This window comes from Clostridium sp. MCC345 (genome assembly GCF_018785345.1).
Classification (GTDB): domain Bacteria; phylum Bacillota; class Clostridia; order Lachnospirales; family Anaerotignaceae; genus Anaerotignum_A; species Anaerotignum_A faecicola.
This window is the reverse complement of the sequence record NZ_WQPP01000064.1, coordinates 216661-235041: the sequence shown is the minus strand read 5'-3', so window position 1 is coordinate 235041 and position 18381 is coordinate 216661. Positions and strand designations below refer to the sequence as shown.

The following is an 18381-nucleotide window of genomic DNA, read 5'->3' as shown; positions in this document are numbered from 1 at the left end:
TGGAGAGAAGAGCATGAAAGGAAAAAGAATAGCGGCATTTGCTCTGGCGTTGGTGCTTGGCGCTTCGGCGGCACAGCCTGCCCTTGCGGCAGATTGGCAGAGCAAAAATCCTCTGATTGCCCATGCCTTGGGGGAGGCAGACGGCAAAATCGAAACCAATTCCAAAGAAGCCTTCCTGACCTCTTGGCAGAATGGCTTCCGCGCCGTAGAGGCGGATTTTACCTATACCTCAGACGGTACCCTCGTCGTGCGGCACGATTTTGAAAAGGACGGCTCCTATTATCGTCTGGAAATCAAGCCGAGCGGCTCTCTGGTGATGGATACCAAAACCTTCACCTCGACCCCTGCGGTCTATGAGCAGACCCCCATGACAGCGGTGGATTTGCTCTATCTCATGCAGGAATACCCCGATATGTACCTCATAACGGATACCAAAACCACCGATAAGGCGCAGGTGCAGCGGCAGTTCCGCGATCTGGTGAATATCGCCAATAATATCGGCTCGCCCGAAATTCTGAGCCGCATCATTCCGCAGCTGTACAATAAAGAAATGCTCAGCTGGATCAAGGAAATCTATCCCTTTGAAAACTGGATTTTCACCCTGTATCTTTATGCAAATCCCAATTATGGCGATATCGCGAATTTCTGTGCCGCAAATGGCATTGATACCGTCACCCTGCATATCGACCGTGCAAAGAAGGAAAATATCTCCAAGCTGAAGGCAAAGGGGCTCAAGGTCTATGCCCATACTGTCAATCGCTACCGCATCTTTGAGGATGCTCTTGCCGCAGGCGTGGACGGCATTTATACCGACCGCATCAAACCCTATGAGCTTTCCTGGGTTGGGCTTACGAATAGTATACAGACCACAGAGCAAACCGTCACCGTAAAAGGGAAAGAAGCGAAGCTGACCACCCTCGCAATCTTCGGCATGCCCTATGCCCCTCTGCGGCAGATGGCACAGCTTGGCAAAAGGTTTTCCGCTGAATATAAAAAGGAAGCAGGCACGCTCAATCTCACCGTCGGCAAAACCCTTACCACCATGGGAAATGAAATGCTCATGGATCACAGCGGACACCTTGTCACCAAAAAAGCCGATTTCAAGCTTCTCATCGGCGGCAAGGAAAGCGGCATCCAATGCTTCTATGTGGATGGCGAGGTTTATGCCCCCGTGGAGCAGATTCTCGCGCTGCTGCAGTAAAATCTAAAATCCCCTTGGCTCAGGCGTTCGTGCCTGAGCTGTTTTTTTGCAGAAATCACATCTTAAAGGAATCTTAATTGTTTTTTGTCGAAAACTCCTTTAAAATAAAGAAAATTGCTTGTAACACAACAAAAAGGAGGGGCATACCTTGCGCGAAAACAGAGAGACACACACATCGAAGCGAAAAAAACGCCCAACGGCGAAAAAATATGCGAAGCAGAGCATGACAAGGGAGAAGCACAGAAAGCACCTGAAACGCCTGTATCTCAAGACCCTTCTGATTACTCTGGCTGTCTGTCTTGCGCTGCTTGGCGCGGCTTATGGTGTATTTTTATACATGATTGGCGGCTTGGATCGTACCGAGGTGGATGAGGATAAGCTTTCCGTCAATGAAAGCGTGAATGAAAAGGTCATCAATATTGCCCTTTACGGCATTGATTCCCGCAATCACGATTATAACGGTCGCTCCGATGTTGTCATGGTTGCCTCCGTCAATACCAAAACAGGGCAGGTTAAGCTGGTCTCCATCGCAAGAGATACCTATGTTGCCATCCCCGGCTACAATAACACCCGCATCAACCATGCCTTTTCCTATGGCGGGCCTGAGCTTGCCATCCGCACCCTCAATGAAAATTTCGGCTTGGATGTAACCGATTATGTCGCCGTCAATTTCGATTCCCTCGCAGAGGTGATTGATGCCATGGGCGGTGTCGAGGTGGATGTCACCGAAGCGGAGCGTCGGCAGATTAACGCCTATCTTCTGTCGGGCGAGCCCCTTTACGAAACAGGCTATATCACCCTGAACGGGCCGCAGGCGGTCAGCTATTCCCGTATCCGCAAGATTGATAATGATGATATGCGTACCTCCCGCCAGAGAGAGGTTCTTGCGTCCCTCTTTGAAAAGGCGAAGGAGATTAACCCTCTGGAATACCCCTCCTATGTGCGGAAGTTCGCCCCCATGGTGCAGACCTCCCTCAGCAATGATGAGCTTCTGAAATTGGCCTCCGTCGGTCTGAAGGGCAGCTCTCTTACGCTGGATCAGGCGGCGTTCCCCAATGAATATATCCACGCCGAAGGGCAGACGATTGGCGGCGCATGGTATTATATCTATGACCTTGCGCAGGCAAAGGATATGCTCCATAAGTATCTGTATGAGGATATTCCCTTTGCACAATATGCTTCCTCCGAGGACGAAGAAAAAGATTAAAAAAATTTAAAAAAAGAGTTGACAAATATTTTTTACGGGGTATAATGGGGTACAAGTTCAAAAAGCAAAGGCAATGAAAAGAAGAGTACAGCCTGAAAGATTTTACAGAGAACCTCCGGTAGCTGCGAAGGAGGAAATGCGGAAGGGTTGGAAGATGGTCTTGGAGCCGCGCACCGAGAGGGTTTCCCTTTAGGCTGCGACGGGAGCGCCCGTGACAGCGCCGGAGTATCGGCAAATGCCCGTACTTGATAAGGCAGTAATCGTGAGGTTGCTGTGAATTAGGGTGGTAACACGAAGCATATTATGCTCTCGTCCCTTTGACTGAGTGGTCAAAAGGGATGAGAGCTTTTTATTTTGCGTATAAAGAAAAGGTGGTTTGGGAAATGTCTGAAAAAGAAACGATGATTCGCTTAGAGGGTATCAAAAAGCGGTTCCGCACCAAGGCGGGCGAGCTGGAGGTGCTCCATGGCGTAAGTGTAGATATTAAAAAGGGAGAGGTGTTCGGCATCATCGGGCTGAGCGGTGCCGGCAAAAGCACGCTGGTTCGCTGCATCAACCTTCTGGAACGCCCCACAGCCGGTAAGGTATGGCTCGATGGCGTAGAGCTGACCGCCCTTGGCGATAAGGAATTGAGAGAGCAGCGCAGACACATGGGTATGATTTTCCAACAGTTCCATCTGCTGATGCAGAGAACGGCACTGGATAATGTCTGCTTCCCGATGGAAATTTCCGGTGTGCCGAAGGCAAAGGCAAAGGAAAGAGCCAAGGAGCTTCTGGAGCTGGTTGGTCTGGCAGATAGAATGGAATCCTATCCGGCGCAGCTTTCCGGTGGGCAGAAGCAGAGAGTTGCCATTGCAAGAGCCTTGGCAACCGAGCCGAAGGTGCTGCTTTGTGATGAAGCCACCTCCGCACTGGACCCCAATACAACCGCAGGTGTTCTTTCCTTGTTAAAGGATATCAACACCAGATTGGGCATTACCATCGTGGTTATCACCCATGAAATGAGCGTCATTCAGGAAATCTGTGATAGAGTTGCCATCATTGATGGCGGTCTGATTGCCGAGGAGGGCGGCGTGGAGGAAATCTTCCGTGCCCCCAAAACAAAAATCGGGCAGGAGCTGGTTATGCACGAGGGTACAAACCGAGAGGCATATACAGGCAAGCTGCCGTATTCCTATCGTCTGGTATTCAAGGGCGGCAGTGAAAATGAGCCTGTTCTGGGGCAGATGATGATTGAGCTGAAGAATGTCGTAAATATTCTGGCGGCAAATACAAGAACGATTGAAAATCAAGCCTTTGGTCAGATGCTGGTGCAGTTCCCCGAGGAAAAGGAAATTCGTCAGAAAATGATTCAATATCTCACAGACAGAGGCGTAGAAGTAGAGGAGGTAGAATATGTTTAAGGAAGGTATGCTTGCTCTGGTCGGGCAAGGCTTTATAGAAACCATTTATATGACAGTCATCTCTACAGCTCTGGCGTATATCATCGGCTTGCCGTTGGGCTTGGTTCTGGTTGTGACCGATAAGGATGGAATTCATCCGATTCCCTGGCTGAACAGCCTTCTGGGAATGATTATCAACTTCTTCCGTTCCATTCCCTTCCTGATTCTCCTGATTGCGCTGATGCCCTTCACAAAAATGGTGGTCGGCACAGTAATCGGCTCCAAGGCGGCGATTGTCGGTCTTTGGATTGCAGCCGCACCCTTCATCGCAAGAATGGTAGAATCCTCTTTGAAGGAAGTGGAAATCGGCGTTGTTGAGGCGGCACAGTCCATGGGTGCCTCCCCGTTTCAGATTATGACAAAGGTACTTCTGCCCGAGGCAAAGCCCTCCCTCTTGGTCGGTGCGGCAATCAGCATTACCACCATTTTGGGCTATTCCGCAATGGCAGGTATCGTCGGCGCAGGCGGCTTGGGTGCCATTGCCATCAACTATGGCTATTATAGAAAGCAGTCCGATATCATGTATGTCATGGTAATCCTCATGGCAATCATCGTATTGGTATTTCAGGAGCTTGGCATGCGTATTTCCAAGCACACAGACAGAAGACTGTAAGCCTGTTTTTTAGGCTTCACATAAAAAACCAAAAGCAAAAGAATATTTTTTTTAAAACAAGGAGGAAACGTACTATGAAGAAATTTTTTGCAATTTTATTGGCAGGTGTGCTGACTGTTGGTCTGGCAGCTTGCGGTGGCTCTGATGACGCAGCAACAAACGATGACAGCAACAAAGAGGAAATCACACTGAAAATCGGTGCTTCTCCCACACCCCATGCTGAAATCCTGAATGCAGCAAAGGATGAACTGGCAGAGAAAGGCATCAAGCTGGATATCGTTGAATTTACAGATTATGTACAGCCTAACCTGGCAACAGAATCCGGTGATCTGGATGCAAACTACTTCCAGCACACCCCTTATCTGGAACAGTTCAATAAGGAACAGGGCACGCATCTGGTAGCAGTTGGCAAGGTTCATTTTGAACCCATGAGCATCTATGCCGGCACTGTAAAGGATCTGAAGGATATCCCCGCCGGCACAAAGGTTGGTATCCCCAATGACGCTACAAACGGCGGTCGTGCGCTGCTGCTTCTGGAAGCAAATGGTCTGATTAAGCTGAATCCCGATGCAGGCGTAACCGCAACAAAGCTGGATATCACAGAAAACCCCTATAATCTGGAAATCGTTGAAATGGAAGCTGCACAGCTGCCTCTGTCCCTGAGCGATCTGGGCTTCGCAGCAATCAATGCAAACTATGCGCTGCAGAATAAGCTGACACAGGATGACGCTCTGGCAACAGAGGATGCAGAATCCGTAGCAGCTAAGACATACGGCAACGTAGTTGTAGTAAAAGAAGGCAACGAAAATCTGCCCGGCATTGCTGAACTGATGGAAGTTCTGCATGGTCAGACAGTGGTTGATTTCATCAATAACACCTACGGCGGCGCAGTAGCACCCCTGCAGTAAGCAATCAAAAGGTATTTAAGAAAATCGAATCAATAAAAAACAGACGAATTTGCGAAAGCGGTTCGTCTGTTTTTTTGCTGCAAAAATAAAAATTCTACCAAAAATGAGACTTTTTTGCAATAAAATCAAAAGATGAAAACATTTTTCAACAAGTGTATTTTTGGAAGAATCTGCCTTGACAAGCGAATATTACAGATGATAAACTGCTGAAAGTTAGATACAACTAACAGTGGAATGATTCTTTAAAAACAATCATTTTCAACCTTACAGACACAAAAAAGATAATAGGGAAGGGAAACGAAAGGAGAATTTTATGAAGAACAAAGGAATGTACCGATTGCTGTCGGGCGTACTTTGCACATCTGTACTGTTGAGCAGTCAGGCTTATGCTGCCGCATCTGCGGATTACTCTGATTTTCCGCAGAATTGGTCCAAGGACGCAATGGAATTTGCTGTTAAGAATAATTTTATCACAGGAGTAAGCGAGGATAAAATCGCGCCGAAGGCTGCCTTAACACGCGCACAGCTGGCGGCAATCCTCTCTCGCGCGATGAAAACAGGCGCAGGCGATGTCAGCGTGCTGGATAACTTCACCGACGCGGATAAAAACGCATGGTATGCCGGCTCCATGGCAAAGGCAGTCGAGCTGAATATCCTCTATGGCGATGGAGATTCCATCTACCCCGATCGCCCCGTAACCAGACAGGAGCTGTTTGCCATTCTGGTCAGAGCCTTTTCCGTAACAGGCGGCGATGAAAGCACACTTGCATCCTATAACGATGCAGGCAGCATCAGTAGCTGGGCAAAGGCGGCAATCTCCGCAATGATTGCACAGGGCTATGCGTCAGGCTATGAGGATAAAACTCTTCGCCCCGCACAGCAGGTAACAAGAGAAGAATTTGCACAGATGCTGTATCGTATGCAGGAATTTTATGGCTCCTCCGCTGCTGCTGATGATAAAGCAGAGAATAAAGAAGAAGCCAAAGCCGATGAAGCCACCAAAACCAATACTAAGAAAACATCCGGCGGCGGCGGTTCCTCCTCCGGCGGCGGCTCCCATAGCGGCGGCGGCTCCAATAGCGGCAGCACAGCAACCGCAGAGGCTATCGTGGATGCAGAAAAAGCAGTGGTAGAAAGCACCGATATGGGTACGTGGCTGCCTCTGGCATTCAAGGATGGCTATAGCATAGAAAAAGTAACTTCCGTAACGGTTGACGGCATAGATGTAACAGCGAAACTGTCCAAGGTGACCACAGACGGCACAATCGCAAAGCTGCCTCTGGTAAGGACACCCAAGCAGGTTGTTATCAAGAGCGGTGATAAAACACAGACCATCAATCTGAACGGCAGCGGTGCGGCATCCGTTTATGCAGGCACACAGTATCTGCCTAAGTATGTATGGGCGCATGGTGCTGTTGCAGCATGGGATTATTATCTGACAAACTACGATAAGGACGGCAATGTTCGTATCAATCCCACAAGAACAACCTTTAATCTGACAGAAGAAGCAAACGCACATCCCTATTACTCCCCCGATGCGGAAGTAAAGGATGGCGAAACTTTTGGTGAGGTTGTAGGCAATGTAACCATTATGTTCAACTTCAATACCGATGAAGAAAAAGCATGGTTCAACGGCATTAACAAGCTGGAGCTGGTAGAGTATAACGAAAACAAGAACACAATCAACTCCAATCTGACCTATACATCGGCAGGGGATGTTGCCCACTATAACAATAAGGTCGGCGAACTGACCATTCCTATCGGACAGAGCAATTTCCGCAACAACGGACGCTATTATGTGCGTGTGAAATCCAATGGCGGCGATAAGGCATCCGTATTGGTTCCCATCCATGTGGTAAATGAAAAAGCACCTACACTCCTTCTGAGAGAAACCGCAGTTTCCGGCAGAAACCTGCATTTCGATGTAAAGGATATGACGTATGCAATCACAACTCCCATCGAAAGCGTAACACTGACAGATCCGAAGGGGGATACAAAGGAACTGCGTTATATCAACGATTATTTCCTTTTCGGCGATTTGTTCGTTCTGTATAACGATGTGAACGCAGAAGAAGGCGTGAATAACCTGCCTTATAACGGCAATTATACCATCACAATCCGCAGCAACGGCTTTAAGGAATTCAGCAAGAGCTTCAACGTAACAGGCGGTAAGGATGTATCCTCCAAGCAGGCAGCTGTAGTTTATCAGTCCGCAGCGTATGACGTAATGACACACGCTACAGGCAGCGGCAGCGGCGGTGGTTCTTCCGACAGCAGCGGCGGCTATAAGGTTTCCGCAGACCTGTTGTTCGATAGCGACCTGCTGGCAAATGCACTGCTGTTGGAAGAAATGGGCGTAACCTGCGCGGCAGCAACAAAGGTAGTAGATAACTGGTACAATGTAATCTGCGACGCGGTATTCAATCAGGGCGATACAACTTATAACACCCATACAGGCTATCTGAATGCAGTCAATGATGCAAAGGTAGCAGGTGCCGAATGGCTTGGCTACGCAGAATATATTGCGGCAGGCAATGTGAAAACAACCCCGAACAGACCTTCCGCAGTAAAAGAGGTTCTGGAAGATGGTCTGCTGGGTGATATTCAGCATAGCAATACCTATGGCAGATTGGAAGCACCCAAGGCTACAGTAGGCGAGACAAAGGAAAATCAGGATGTTGAAATTACCTTTGAAAATGCAGATGCTTACATGGGCAAGATTACAAAGCTGTATCTGAATGATAACTGGCAGGAACTGAGCGCAGATGCTTATACCATCGAAGGCAATAAGATTACAATCAAAGCAGACGCACTGAAAATCGGCGAAAATAAAATCACAGTAGATGCAACAGGCTACCTCAGCAATGTTGTTACCATTGATTATGCGAAGGAAACAGAAAAAGAACTGTCCCTTTCTGTAGCAACACCTATCAGCGAAGGGCAGGATGTTGTCATCACAGTAACAAATTCCGAAGGGGATTTTCTGAAAAACCTCAGCGGCGTTGTGCTGAAAAACAGCGACGGCACGGAAAAAACAGTATATCATCAGGGCTATGAAGGCAGCAATGCTGTTTACTATGTAGTAAGCGAAGATGGCAAAACCATCACACTGAAAAACGTAGAACCCGGTATCTATACCGTTTCCGTATCTGCAAACCACTATGAAACACTGACAACAGAAGAATTTACAGTAGAGAGAACAACACCTCTGAAAACAGCACCTTCCGTTGCAAAGCATGAAAAGAAAGACAAGGATGGTTTACTGGAAAGCACTGATTATTACCGTCTGACCTTCAGCGGTCTGGAGGGTAAGGACTTGGATACATATCTGGGCGCAATCAAAAAGGTAACCGTTGGCACGAAAGCATACACAGAAGCAACAAGCATTTACTTCCAGAATGATAACTATCGTACAAAGATTGCAGATTCCACCTATGGCGGTTATAAGGATGCTTTGGATTTGGCTGTAAACGGCATTGATGCAGAAAAGGGTACTCTGATTACTGTAGAGGCGAAGGGTTACAAAACAATGACCTATACACTGAAAGGTGATAGCGCAACTACCGACCCTACACCTAATCCCGGCGAAGATACTAAGCTGGATGCACCTGCATATACGATTGCTGAAAAGACCGAATACGGTGCAACGGGTAGTTATCCTTACTACAAAGTTACCTTCACAGGGGGTAATACAAGAGAATATGTGAAGAATATTACATCTGTAATGGTTCAGGGGACAGAGTACAGCCTTGTTTCTGGCACTGAGGTTGGAGAAAAGAGCACCTCTTATGTGAAGGAAACAGGCTTTGAAGATGATCTGAAACTGGGCACAGGCAGCTTTGTTGCAAATGGCAAAACAACAGTAACCATCAAAGCAACAGGCTATAAGGATCTGGTAATCAACTATGGTACCGATGCAACACCCACAGAACCCACAACAAAACCAGCACCCACAGGTAAGATTGAGCATAAGGAGGCAGATAATTATTATCAAGTTTCCTTTAATGGCAATGATGTATCTGATTATCTGAATGCAATCACTTCTGTAAAGGTTGGGAATACTGACTACACAGCAACGGAAGACTCTACGCCGACAGGCAAGCAGTATTCTCTTGGTATCATATTGCCGAGCCTGAAATTAGGCGCAGAAGGCTTTACAGGCAGTGGTAATATTACAGTTACTATTACTGCAACAGGTTATAAAGAAAATGTAGTAACATATACTATGCCCAACAGCGGCAATAGTGGCGGCGGCACAACTGCCCCTGGTACCCCCGAAACACCCGATAACGGCGGCATTACGGTAAAAGAATGCAAACTGAAACAAGATTGGAATGGCAAATTCTATGAAATGCGTTTTAATGGTTTCGATAATGAAAATGATTTAGCTTCTTTCGTCGATAGCATTACAGAAGTGCAGGTTGGCAATGATAAGAAGTTTACAAAGGCTACTTTCAGTTTTTCCTTTAGTGAGACTGAATTTGGTACTGTAACAGAAAATTATAGCGTTGGTATCAAATTCTACGAAAGCAGCCTTGCAGATGTAGAGGATGGTACTACAATTACGATTAAGGGTAAAGTTAATGGTAAAGATGTAACGATTACATATTCTCTGGTAAAAGAATAAAAACCCTAAACAAAAAAAGTGATTTTCCGTTTGGAAAATCACTTTTTTCTGTGTCCGCAGGGGTGTCCACAGGGGTGTCCACACCCTGTCTTTTTGGTGTCCATAGGGTGTCCAGTCCTGTCCACTTTGTCCGGTAAAGTCCGCCGTTTTTATTGCTTTCCGGTCGAGCCGAGTCCGCCGCGATCCTCGTTCCCAAGGTCGTCTGTTTCCTCAAATGTCAGCGTCGGCTGATGCGCAAATATGCGGAACTGGCAGATTCTGTCATTCACCTCAATCACCGTATCCCGGAGCGCAAATGCCGGCATGAACCACTGGTCATTGTTGCCGCAGTAGCTCTCATCCACGATGCCGCAGTGGTTCGTCTGGATGATGCCGAAGTTCTTGAAGGTCGAGCTGCGCGGCACAATATGCGCCTCAAACCCCTGTGGCAGCTGCATGGCAACCCCCAGCGGAATCAGCTGAAATTCGCCCTTTTTCAGCTCTACACGCTCTGCCGCACGCAGGTCAATCCAGTCGGATTTCCCGTCAATGTAGCGCAGTCTTTCGATTTTATCGCTCAGATATTTAATCTTGATTTTTTCCATATCTCGTTCCTCTCTCATTCTGCATGGTATAGGTAAAGGGAGCTGCTTTGCAGGGATTTCTGCACATCAATGATGCGCTGATTGAAGCTTCCCTTCCAGTGCAGCTTGGTATCCTTCAAATCTGCGATGAATTTTCCATCCACCAGCACATCAATGTATTGCATCAGCGGCAGTGCGCTGATTTCCTCCCAGCGGTAGCCTGTATACAGCCAGATATTCTTCTCCGGGTATTCCAGCTTGACCTTCCTCGCCAGCCGTTCGATTTCCTCCCGATTGCCCGTATAAAGCGGATCGCCGCCGCTGAAGGTAATGCCGCTGATATAGTCGCGGGAGAGCAGGGAGAACAGCTCCTCCTCTGCCGCTACATCAAAGACAAGCCCTCCCTCAGGGTTCCATGTGACGGCGTTATGACAACCCTCGCAGTGGTGCGAACAGCCGCTCACCCAAAGCACCACACGCAGCCCTTCGCCGTTGAGCATATCGTCCTTTGTAATATTATGATACCGCATTACATACTCTTCCTTTCTGCGATTTCAGCCATTTTTGCGTCATTCAGACGGGTATCCCCCTTCACACGGGAGTAGGAAAGATAGCCGTTCATGCGCTCGATTTTTGTAAGATTTTTGCTGCCGCATTTCGGGCAAATGTCCATTTCCAGCTCCTGATGCCCGCAGTCATCGCAATAGGCAAGGGAAAGATTGACCCCCTCATAAAAGCCTAATTTCATGGCACGGCGCACAAGGGTGCGGATGGCATCCAGATTATAATCAATCGGGTATTTTACATATTGAATTTTGCCGCCGTTGGATAAATCCCAGAAGCGCTTTTCCAGATCCTGCTTTTCAATCGGGGTGATATCCTCGGTCACATGGCAGTGGAAGCTGTTGGAGACGTAGGGACGGTCGGAAACATGCTCAATCACGCCGTATTTCTTGCGGAACTGCGTAATCTGCAAGCCGCAGAGGCTTTCCGCAGGCGTGCCGTAGATGGCGTAAAGATTGCCGTCCGCCTTCTTGTATTCCGCAATTTTATCATTGATATGCTGTAGGGTATCAATCGCAAACTGCCCGTCCTCAACCAGAGATTTGCCGTTGTAGAGCTCCTGCAATTCATTCAGCGCCGTAATGCCGAAGGACGCTGTCGCCGTTTTTAAGAGCGGCTTAATCTTTTCATGGAATTTCAGGTGACCGCCGTAAAAACCGCCCTCACAATACGCCAGAGGATTTGTAGAGGCACGCATTTCGCCGAGGTAGGCATAGGTACGGATATGCAGCTGACGAATCAGCTCCAGATAGTAATCCAGAACCTCGAAGAAGGGTCTGCTTTCCTGCTTTGCCTTGGCATAAATCATAGGCAGATGCAGGCTGACCGCGCCGATATTGAACCGCCCGACGAACACAGGCTTGTCCTCTGCATCGGCAGGCTCCATGCCGCCCCGTTCAAACCAGGGGGAGAGGAAGGCTCTGCAGCCCATGGGGCTGATGATGGCACCGTATTTCTTGTAAATCTCCGCTACATAGCCCTCACCTGTCAGAGAAAGCCAATCGGGGTACATGCTCTTGGAGGAGCAGAGAATCCCTGCCTCAAAGACATCCTCCAATTCCTTTCCTGCGCCATGCAGGTTTTCGTCATAGAGGAACACCAGCTTCGGGAAAAGAACAGGCTTTTTGCAGTTCTTTTTGCCCTGCCCTTTTCTGCGGACATTCAGCATAGTGATGGATGCGATTTTCGCAAATTTGCCTGTGCCTGTGCCGAAGGTCATTGTGATGAAGGGGTAATCGCCGCGGCTGGACGCAACGGTATTGAATTTATATTCCCAGCCCTGAAAGCCCTGATCGAAATCCTTCTGGATATCCTTCATGGCTTCTCTGTCTGCGATGCGCGCGGTCAGACCCATATCGATATAGCGGCGGTAATATTTTTCGTAGCTTTTCTCCGCAAATGGATCAAGGAGCAAATCCACGGAGGGCACAGTAAAGCCGCCGTATTGCTGGCTCGCCGCGGAAAGCACGATATCCCCGATGACATCGAAGGCAACCTCCAGTGTTTTCGGCTCGTTATACCAGAGATTCCCCATCTCAAAGCCGCCTGTCAGCACATCCTTCACGTTAAACAGGCAGCAGTTCATGGTGTCCCTTCTGGCAGACATATCGTGGATATAGATATACCCATCCCGACATGCCTGCAGTTCCTCGGTTGTCATAAAGAATTTTTGATAAAGCTCCTTATTCAGCTGATTATAAATCAGAGAACGCTTGGTGGAAACAAGGGCACTGTCGGAGTTGCTGTTTTCCTTGTCCCCGATATACATGATGGATTGGCTTTTTTTATAGACCTCATCCAGCATTTTGACAAAATCCTGCTTATAATTGCGGTAGTCTCGATAGCTTTTCGCAACTTCGGGCTTGACCTGCTCGAGGGCGGCTTCGACGATATTGTGCATTTCTGCGATGGGGATGCCCTCACGCCCCAGAGAGCGCGCCTTTTCCTCCACGAAGGAGCAGATGAAATCCAGCTCCTCCTGTGTGAATTTTACCATGGCACGATAAGCGGATTTATTAACTGCAACCACGACCTTCTGCACATTCCATGCCTCGTGGGTATTATCCTTTTTGATGACATACATAAGCCTTCCTCCTTTTTCGGCAAGAAATAAAATTTTTGAGTATATCGAATACTATACTATATCTGGTGGTTAAAGTCAATATATACGGCATATTTTAACAAGATATAGTTATTCTGCCTCATCGGAGAGCCTTGCCTGTCTGACCGCATGATGCCAGCCTGCCAGCTTTTCCTTGATTTTTTCACTTTCTGCCGCAGGGGAGAAGGCGGCGGAAACCTGCCAGTTGCGGCGGATTTCCGATAAATCTGCCCAATAGCCGACGGCAAGCCCTGCCAGATATGCCGCGCCGAGGGCAGTGGTTTCCAGTGTGGAGGGGCGCAGAACGGGTACGCCTGTGATATCGGACTGGAATTGCAGCAGGAAGGAATTTGCCGCCGCACCGCCGTCCACACGCAGCTCTGCGAGGGGAATGCCTGCATCCTGCTCCATAGCGTGGAGGACATCATAGGTTTGGTATGCCATGGACTCGACTGCCGCGCGCGCGATATGACAGCGGTTTGCGCCGCGGGTCAGCCCTGTTAGGCAGCCACGCGCGTAGGGGTCCCAATAGGGCGCACCCAAGCCCACAAAGGCAGGCACGAGATAGACACCGCAGGTATCGGGAACCTCTCTGCAAAGTCCTTCTGTTTCCCCGGCGGAGGAAATCAGCCCCAATTCATCGCGCAGCCATTGGATTGCCGCGCCTGCAACGAAAATAGAGCCCTCCAGTGCGTAGGTGATTTTGCCACCTAGACCCCATGCAATCGTGGTGACTAAGCCATTTTGCGAAAAAACGGGCTTGTCTCCTGTGTTCATCAGCAGAAAGCCGCCTGTGCCAAAGGTATTCTTGGCGGTGCCGGGGGAGAAGCACGCCTGCCCGAATAAGGCAGACTGCTGATCGCCTGCCGCCCCTGCAATCGGGATGCTTTCGCCAAAGAGAAGGGGGAGCGTGCTACCAAAAATGCCGCTGGACGGGCGCACCTCGGGCAGGATGGAACGTGGGATTTCCAGTAGATCCAGAAGCTCGGTATCCCATTCCAACGTATGGATATTGAACAGCATGGTACGGGAGGCGTTGGAATAATCGGTGGCATGAACCTGTCCGCCGGTCAGATTCCAGATGAGCCAAGTGTCAATGGTTCCGAAAAGCAGATTGCCGCTTTCTGCGAGTGCCTTCGCTTCGGGGACATTTTGCAAAATCCAGCGGATTTTTGTTGCGGAGAAATAGGCATCAATCAGAAGCCCTGTTTTTTCGCGGATTTTTTCGGTGTAGCCCTGCTCCTGCAAAGAATCACAATAGGGTGCGGTTCTTCTGCACTGCCAGACAATGGCATGATAAATCGGTTTTCCGTTGCGCTTGTCCCAGAGGATGGTGGTTTCGCGCTGGTTGGTGATGCCGATGGCGGCAATCTCCCTTGCGGAAATGCCAAGCTTGGCAATGGCATCGCGCGCAACCGAAAGCTGTGTTTCCCAGATTTCCAGAGCGTCATGCTCCACCCAGCCGGGGTGGGGATAGTATTGCTGAAATTCCTTCTGCGCAACGCTTTTCATCTGCCCGTTCTGGTCGAAAAGAATCGCGCGGGAGCTGGTTGTGCCTTGGTCTAAGGAAAGAATGTATTTCATGGGGAGCCCTCCTTTTTCTCAAAAAATTAGTATTGATTTTAGTATAGCAAAAAGCAAAGGAGGGAACAAGCGAACAGAAAAAAAGAACCCCCGCAGGCAGTGCGGGGGAATCGGATTATCTCATATAGGGGTTGGTTCTGCGTTCTGTTTCCAGCGTGGTGGCAGGGCCATGACCGGAATATACCTGATAATCCCCGGGGAGTGCGGCGAGCCTTTTCAGGGATTTTTTGATATCATCCCAATCGCCGGTGGGGAGGTCTGTTCTGCCGCAGGAGCCCTGAAACAGGGTATCGCCGCTGAAAATGATATCCTTGCCGATAAAGCAGATGGAGCCTACCGTATGTCCGGGGGTTTCCATTACGTCAAATTCCATATCACCGACGGTTACCTTATCGCCCTCGGAAACCAGAATATCGGGGTGAACGATGATGGGACCGCCGACAAACTGAGAACAGTTGAGTGCAGGGTCGGTGAAGACGGGCATTTCCTTTGCCGCACCGACGATTTTGCAGCCGAAATGCGAGGCAACCTCGTTGACGGAGCCGATATGGTCATAATGTCCATGGGTCAGCAGAATATGTGTAACCTTGAGATGATTCTGTTCTACATACTGATATAAAGGTGCAGGGCTGCCGTCGCAGTCGATGATAGCGGTGATACCGTTGTCATCGGAAATCACATAATTATTTGTGCCGACGGAACCTGCAGCGTAGCAAGCAATTTTCATGGGAAGTCCTCCTTGGTGTGTTTTTTCAAATTATAGCAATCCTAAGGGGATTTTGCAACCAAAAGGCGAGGGGGAATTGTAAGAAAGTCTTAAGAAATGGGGCGCGGGTTTTGTGCTATAATCCAAATAAAGGGAAAGTGGCGGTTGGACAACATTAGTCATTCGCCCGTTTAGAACTCTTTCGGCGAAACAGAGGATTTCTTCCTTACTTTTTATGCTAAAAAGTAACAAAAACTTGGAACCCGTTTCGTAATGGGTTCCAAACCTCCGCAGACGAGGAAAGGGACACAAGGTTTCCCTTTCCAAACCCTTCCCCACAGTGCCGGAAACGACAGGGAGAAAGGCGGCGCAGGTGCGCCTGAAAGGAACAATAAATCGGTATTTCTTGGGAGGAATATATATGGTTGGAAGAATTTATCACGTTGGATTAACAGTTTCTGATTTGGATCGCTCGATTGCTTTCTACAGAGACATCCTTGGTCTTGAGTTTCAAGGAGAAATTTTTATGAAAGGCGAAGAAACAGATAAAATGTTTCGTAGAGCAAATTGCAAAGCAAGAGTTGCATATTTGAATGGCTCCAAGGCTATTGAAGCACCGCCAGTCGAACTGATTCAGTTTGTAGACGGCGAAATCCATAAAGAACAATCCGATTTGTTTACGACATCCATCTCAGAAGTGTGCTTCTACACGGATGACATAGATTCTGTCTACAGAACCCTGATTGAAAATCATGTGGAGTGCTTGTCTGAACCGCAGTATTTCGATTTTAGAGCAGATGGATTTGGGGAAAGTCGAGCTTTTTATTTCAGAGATCCAGATGGTATCATCCTTGAGATGATGCAGCCTCTTTGATAAGAAGCCATAGGTGTGGGAAAATGGCAAATTCTAATTTTATAGAGGAATCTTTTATGGAGGTATCATGGTGACAAAAATTTTATTGATAATTATGCTGGTTCTTTATGTTGCTTTGCTGATTATGCGATATAAGAAGAAGGACAATCCGAAAATCGAAGGGGGTGTGCAGGTTGTGCAGGGGATACTGTGGTCTCTCATTGCGGTTGACAACTGGGCGGAACGTTCCATTGGAATGAGAATTGTTTACATAATCATCATTCTTATGTCGTTTATAGTCGGGATAAAGGAGCTTTATAGATGCAGGCAATAATTTTTGCTCGGGAGGAGAAAGGAAACAAAGAAAGGGTGCAGTTGCGCAAAAAAGAAATGGTTGGAGCAGATGGCAGTAATGGAAAAGACGGCATATTTTGCGGAAAGGAGAAAATGCAGATGAGTGTATATTATAGTATCGGAAGTATTTTATTGGGGTTGGCGGCATGGTGGATTCCATACGCGGCGCGAGGTAAGGTCAGAAATTTCGGCGGCTTGAGTAAATATGTTTTTTTGAGCTTTTGCTGCTGTGTGGCGGCGCTTTTTCTACAGTTTCTGGAGATTCGCTACCGTGTGCAGATTAGGGATTTCGCAGGGCTGATGGATACCATCGGAGCGATTGTGGTTGCTGCGGTTGTGCTGATTATGGGTACCTTTGGCATGAATGGTGTGGTATATTTATACGTTCGGGAGAAATTTGAAGCAGTAAGATAGGAAAGGCGGCGCGGGTGCGCCTGAAAAGTGGCGGTTGGACAACATTAGTCATTCGCCCGTTTAGAACTTTTACGGCAAAACAAGGCGTTCCATCCTTACTTTTTATGCTAAAAAGTAACAAAAACTTGGAACCGGTTTAGGTGTGTCCCAATAAGAAAATATGAAGAAGATGAAATAGCTGAAAGACTGCGGATATAAGGAAGTTTCCCGCAGGCATCCTTTGACTTAGGCTGTCAAGGGAAACTGACGCAGTAGCTGTAACTTTCAGCATTTCAGAATTCAGGGTTTCTTATCTGGGCGCACCTTCTGTAATGGGTTCCAAACCTCCGCAGACGAGGAAAGGGACACATGGTTTCCCTTTCCAAACCCTTCCCCACAGTGCCGAAAACGGCAGGGAGAAAGGCGGCGCAGGTGCGCCTGAAAATATTGGTAAATCGAGCTTTGTAGAACCGGAAATTTAGGTTATATGAGGAGAGGTGAATTAGAAGATGTCTGATCCGATGAGCAGTATGGTTCCAATCATGTTTATTATTGTGATTGGTATTATTATTTTTTCTTTGGGACAGGGAATTGTTACGTGGAATAAGAATAATCAGTCACCTAGATTAACTGTGTCAGCTGTTATTGTTGCGAAGAGAAAAAATATTACACACCATCAACATGCAAATGCAGGCGATGCGAGTGGGGCACACGGATTCTATATTACAACAAACACAACATATTATGTGACATTTCAGACGGAAAGCGGAGACAGAATGGAGTTCCGGGTGTCAGGAACAGAGTATGGAATGCTTGCAGAAGGTGATACAGGAAGATTGACCTTTCAAGGAACGAGATATTTAGCGTTTGAACGGTAACTTGGGATTTTTGAAAGAGGTGTTCGGATGAAGGCAAAGCGGTTTATGTTATGCGTGGCACTGGTTTTTCTGGCAGGGATTTTGGCTTATTCTACTATACAGAGAAAGCATACCTTTACCCTTTCAAACGAGGACGGCGGCGTGAAGGCAGAACAGATACAGCCGCTTTTTGGGACGGTAAGGGTAAGCGGTGATAGCGATACCGATGTGGTTTTTACCGATGTTGAAACGGGAGAGAAATACACAATCGGATACATTACGCATGGCATGACGGAAAAAATCAAGCTCGAAAGAGGAAGATGGTACAGTGTTGCGGGCAGTGGTAATCTTACGGTAAAGCCGATCAATGTTCGGGTGGAATAAATTTGATTTATCTGATAGTTGAAA

Annotated in this window: 16 protein-coding genes and 1 other annotated feature; of the genes, 11 read left to right on the top strand and 5 right to left on the bottom strand. The window is 47.9% G+C overall.

Annotation, left to right across the window (positions count from 1 at the left end; all coding sequences use genetic code 11):
- Positions 1–13 precede the first annotated feature (13 nt).
- The 6 genes from GPK49_RS12285 to GPK49_RS12260 all read left to right on the top strand — a co-directional run bounded on the left by GPK49_RS12285 (position 14) and on the right by GPK49_RS12260 (position 9998).
- The gene (locus GPK49_RS12285; RefSeq protein ID WP_215678245.1) at positions 14–1201 is read left to right on the top strand and encodes a glycerophosphodiester phosphodiesterase family protein; all 1188 of its coding nucleotides are present in this window, start codon (positions 14–16) and stop codon (positions 1199–1201) included.
- Positions 1202–1349: 148 nt separating this feature from the next.
- Positions 1350–2408 (top strand): LCP family protein, encoded by a 1059-nt coding sequence (locus GPK49_RS12280; RefSeq protein WP_215678242.1) that lies wholly within the window; start codon positions 1350–1352, stop codon positions 2406–2408.
- A 64-nt stretch (positions 2409–2472) separates the two neighbouring features.
- Positions 2473–2728: a binding site (T-box leader), on the top strand.
- A gap of 63 nt (positions 2729–2791) precedes the next feature.
- On the top strand, positions 2792–3811 hold the full coding sequence (locus GPK49_RS12275; protein ID WP_215678239.1) for a methionine ABC transporter ATP-binding protein: 1020 nt from the start codon (positions 2792–2794) through the stop codon (positions 3809–3811).
- Positions 3804–4463: a methionine ABC transporter permease gene (locus GPK49_RS12270; protein ID WP_016406622.1), complete on the top strand. Its 660-nt coding sequence runs from the start codon at positions 3804–3806 to the stop codon at positions 4461–4463. The genes GPK49_RS12275 and GPK49_RS12270 overlap by 8 nt, the downstream gene beginning before the upstream one ends.
- A gap of 74 nt (positions 4464–4537) precedes the next feature.
- A complete protein-coding gene (locus GPK49_RS12265; protein WP_016406621.1) occupies positions 4538–5371 on the top strand; it encodes a MetQ/NlpA family ABC transporter substrate-binding protein in 834 nt (277 codons plus the stop codon).
- A gap of 313 nt (positions 5372–5684) precedes the next feature.
- Complete coding sequence (locus GPK49_RS12260) at positions 5685–9998, top strand: hemoblobin-interacting domain-containing protein (RefSeq protein ID WP_215678237.1); 4314 nt, start codon at positions 5685–5687, stop codon at positions 9996–9998.
- 149 nt (positions 9999–10147) lie between these two features.
- Here GPK49_RS12260 and GPK49_RS12255 read toward each other — a convergent pair whose 3' ends face one another.
- From GPK49_RS12255 to GPK49_RS12235, 5 genes are all read right to left on the bottom strand, one after another.
- On the bottom strand, positions 10148–10582 hold the full coding sequence (locus GPK49_RS12255) for a dUTP diphosphatase (RefSeq protein WP_118580099.1): 435 nt from the start codon (positions 10580–10582) through the stop codon (positions 10148–10150).
- A gap of 14 nt (positions 10583–10596) precedes the next feature.
- Complete coding sequence (gene nrdG / locus GPK49_RS12250; RefSeq protein ID WP_215678235.1) at positions 10597–11091, bottom strand: anaerobic ribonucleoside-triphosphate reductase activating protein; 495 nt, start codon at positions 11089–11091, stop codon at positions 10597–10599.
- The gene (gene nrdD, locus GPK49_RS12245) at positions 11091–13208 is read right to left on the bottom strand and encodes an anaerobic ribonucleoside-triphosphate reductase (protein WP_215678233.1); all 2118 of its coding nucleotides are present in this window, start codon (positions 13206–13208) and stop codon (positions 11091–11093) included. The genes nrdG and nrdD overlap by 1 nt, the downstream gene beginning before the upstream one ends.
- Before the next feature lie 108 nt (positions 13209–13316).
- Positions 13317–14810 (bottom strand): glycerol kinase GlpK, encoded by a 1494-nt coding sequence (gene glpK, locus GPK49_RS12240; protein WP_215678231.1) that lies wholly within the window; start codon positions 14808–14810, stop codon positions 13317–13319.
- A gap of 115 nt (positions 14811–14925) precedes the next feature.
- Positions 14926–15537 (bottom strand): MBL fold metallo-hydrolase, encoded by a 612-nt coding sequence (locus GPK49_RS12235; RefSeq protein ID WP_215678227.1) that lies wholly within the window; start codon positions 15535–15537, stop codon positions 14926–14928.
- Positions 15538–15937: 400 nt separating this feature from the next.
- Here GPK49_RS12235 and GPK49_RS12230 point away from each other — a divergent pair, with 400 nt between their 5' ends.
- From GPK49_RS12230 to GPK49_RS12210, 5 genes are all read left to right on the top strand, one after another.
- On the top strand, positions 15938–16390 hold the full coding sequence (locus tag GPK49_RS12230; RefSeq protein WP_016407594.1) for a VOC family protein: 453 nt from the start codon (positions 15938–15940) through the stop codon (positions 16388–16390).
- Between the two features lie 70 nt (positions 16391–16460).
- Complete coding sequence (locus GPK49_RS12225; protein ID WP_215678224.1) at positions 16461–16703, top strand: hypothetical protein; 243 nt, start codon at positions 16461–16463, stop codon at positions 16701–16703.
- A gap of 119 nt (positions 16704–16822) precedes the next feature.
- Positions 16823–17137: a hypothetical protein gene (locus tag GPK49_RS12220; protein ID WP_118580087.1), complete on the top strand. Its 315-nt coding sequence runs from the start codon at positions 16823–16825 to the stop codon at positions 17135–17137.
- Between the two features lie 488 nt (positions 17138–17625).
- Positions 17626–17994 carry a DUF2500 domain-containing protein gene (locus tag GPK49_RS12215; RefSeq protein ID WP_215678221.1) on the top strand — a complete coding sequence of 123 codons (369 nt, stop codon included), beginning with the start codon at positions 17626–17628 and terminating at the stop codon, positions 17992–17994.
- A gap of 27 nt (positions 17995–18021) precedes the next feature.
- The gene (locus GPK49_RS12210; RefSeq protein WP_215678218.1) at positions 18022–18357 is read left to right on the top strand and encodes a hypothetical protein; all 336 of its coding nucleotides are present in this window, start codon (positions 18022–18024) and stop codon (positions 18355–18357) included.
- Positions 18358–18381 lie beyond the last annotated feature (24 nt).

Bases quoted from the DNA above. Each gene is read 5' to 3' on its own strand.
- GPK49_RS12285 (WP_215678245.1), top strand. From the start codon at position 14: ATGAAAGGAAAAAGAATAGCGGCATTTGCTCTGGCGTTGGTGCTTGGC.
- GPK49_RS12275 (WP_215678239.1), top strand. From the start codon at position 2,792: ATGTCTGAAAAAGAAACGATGATTCGCTTAGAGGGTATCAAAAAGCGG.
- GPK49_RS12270 (WP_016406622.1), top strand. From the start codon at position 3,804: ATGTTTAAGGAAGGTATGCTTGCTCTGGTCGGGCAAGGCTTTATAGAA.
- GPK49_RS12265 (WP_016406621.1), top strand. From the start codon at position 4,538: ATGAAGAAATTTTTTGCAATTTTATTGGCAGGTGTGCTGACTGTTGGT.
- GPK49_RS12260 (WP_215678237.1), top strand. From the start codon at position 5,685: ATGAAGAACAAAGGAATGTACCGATTGCTGTCGGGCGTACTTTGCACA.
- GPK49_RS12255 (WP_118580099.1), bottom strand. From the start codon at position 10,582: ATGGAAAAAATCAAGATTAAATATCTGAGCGATAAAATCGAAAGACTG.
- nrdG (WP_215678235.1), bottom strand. From the start codon at position 11,091: ATGCGGTATCATAATATTACAAAGGACGATATGCTCAACGGCGAAGGG.
- nrdD (WP_215678233.1), bottom strand. From the start codon at position 13,208: ATGTATGTCATCAAAAAGGATAATACCCACGAGGCATGGAATGTGCAG.
- glpK (WP_215678231.1), bottom strand. From the start codon at position 14,810: ATGAAATACATTCTTTCCTTAGACCAAGGCACAACCAGCTCCCGCGCG.
- GPK49_RS12235 (WP_215678227.1), bottom strand. From the start codon at position 15,537: ATGAAAATTGCTTGCTACGCTGCAGGTTCCGTCGGCACAAATAATTAT.
- GPK49_RS12230 (WP_016407594.1), top strand. From the start codon at position 15,938: ATGGTTGGAAGAATTTATCACGTTGGATTAACAGTTTCTGATTTGGAT.
- GPK49_RS12220 (WP_118580087.1), top strand. From the start codon at position 16,823: ATGAGTGTATATTATAGTATCGGAAGTATTTTATTGGGGTTGGCGGCA.
- GPK49_RS12215 (WP_215678221.1), top strand. From the start codon at position 17,626: ATGTCTGATCCGATGAGCAGTATGGTTCCAATCATGTTTATTATTGTG.
- GPK49_RS12210 (WP_215678218.1), top strand. From the start codon at position 18,022: ATGAAGGCAAAGCGGTTTATGTTATGCGTGGCACTGGTTTTTCTGGCA.